The organism is Rhodococcus sp. BS-15 (assembly GCF_000813105.1).
In the GTDB taxonomy this organism is placed as follows: domain Bacteria; phylum Actinomycetota; class Actinomycetes; order Mycobacteriales; family Mycobacteriaceae; genus Rhodococcoides.
The window spans coordinates 1-1,561 of record NZ_BAOX01000529.1 but is presented as its reverse complement, the minus strand read 5'-3'; the positions used below and the strand labels follow the sequence as shown (position 1 = coordinate 1,561).

Genomic DNA, 1,561 nt, shown 5'->3' with positions numbered 1-1,561 from the left:
TCCCGCGTCGGTACGGCCCTGGCCCGGACACGCCGGTCGAGGCGGGGCGCACAGTTCCCGCGGTGTCGGTTCTCGCGGACCGTGGCCGAAACACCGGCGGGCGAGCGTGGCAGTTGGCCTCGGTGATGCCCATCGCCTGGGGAACCACCGATCCGGCGGTCATCGCACGCGCCACCCGGGAGATCACCGAGGGCGAGTGGGCGTTGTTGCACGCCAACATCGGCCTGTCGGAGAAGGTCCGCACGGCCAAGAACCAGCAGTTGCTCATCGACCCGGCGGATCTTCCCGACGACCTGCGCTAGAGCCTGCAGCGACCCACTAGGCCAGTGCGGCGATCACGTCCCGCTCGAAGAGTTCGATACCGGAGCGTTCGTAGGCCGCTTCGGGGAAATAGAAGATGCCGTACGTCATCCCTTGTTCCTGCAGTGCCGTCAGGTTCTCCACGATCTGCTCAGGAGTTCCCACTGCGGGCATGCCGCGGTACGCGGCGAGTGCGCTGTGGGCCTTCTCCGCACCCACGTACTCGGTCAGACGAGCCTCGAGGGCGCGCAGCTTGTCTTCCACCTCGGCCTCGGTCGCCGCGACGACGACGTTGTAGTTCGCCGAGCGGACGATGGCATCGAAGTCGGTACCCACTGCTGCGCAATGCTCGCGCAGCAGAGCGGATTTGGCGGCGAAACCGGCGGGGGTTCCGTCGAAGTTGGTGTAGTTCGCGTACTTCGCGGCGATCTTCAGAGTCACCTTCTCCCCGCCGCCCGCGATCCACAGCGGGATGCCTCCCTCCTGCAACGGCAGGGGCCGCACCACGCACCGTCGATCTCGTAGTACTTTCCGTCCAGGAACACTTCTCCGGCCGTCCATGCCTGCTTGAAGATCTGCACGCCCTCGTCGAGCCTGCCCAATCGCTCTCCGGCAGAGGGGAACCCGTAGCCGTAGGCGCGGAACTCGTGCTCGTGCCAGCCGCCTCCGATGCCCATCTCGACGCGTCCTCCGGAGATGATGTCGACTGTGGCAGCAACTTTGGCGAGGTATGCCGGGTTACGGTACGACATCGCGGTGCACATCTGGCCGAGCCGGATTCGCGACGTGGTCGCGGCCAGAGCGGACATCAGCGACCAGGCCTCGTGCGTCGCCTCGTCGGTTGCGGTGGGAACGGTGTGGAAGTGGTCGTAGACCCACAGGGATTCCCACGGACCGGCCTCGGCAGCGAGCGCGTGATCGCGCATCGCACTCCAGTGCTGGGCAGGGTCGATGCCGACGAGATCGAGACGCCACCCCTGTGGCACGAACAATCCGAATCGCATGACAGGCACAGTACAGACGCAGGGCGAAAGACCGGTTGCGGTCTGTGAACTACGCTGCAGGAATGTCCGAGTTGTTCCCCTCGCGCACAGTGGCACGGTTGCGCCCGTTCGCGTCGACGATCTTCGCCGAGATGACCGCACTCGCCGTCGAGAAGAAGGCCGTCAACCTCGGGCAGGGCTTCCCCGACACCGACGGCCCACCAGCCATGCTCGAGACCGCGCGTGAGGCCATCGCGAGCGGCCTCAACCAGTACTCC

The 1,561-nt window shown here is 66.0% G+C and carries 1 protein-coding gene and 2 pseudogenes; 2 read left to right on the top strand and 1 reads right to left on the bottom strand.

Annotated elements, in window-relative coordinates; genetic code table 11:
• On the top strand, nucleotides 1–302 hold a 302-nt coding region (locus RHBS_RS27640; protein ID WP_128646924.1), incomplete at its 5' end, for a DUF3239 domain-containing protein.
• A 16-nt stretch (nucleotides 303–318) separates the two neighbouring features.
• Here the strand turns inward: RHBS_RS27640 and RHBS_RS27635 are convergent.
• A pseudogene (locus RHBS_RS27635) lies at nucleotides 319–1,304 on the bottom strand (LLM class F420-dependent oxidoreductase).
• Between the two features lie 62 nt (nucleotides 1,305–1,366).
• Between RHBS_RS27635 and RHBS_RS27630 the strand changes: the two are divergent.
• Nucleotides 1,367–1,561, top strand: a pseudogene (locus RHBS_RS27630) (aminotransferase); the annotation flags it as partial.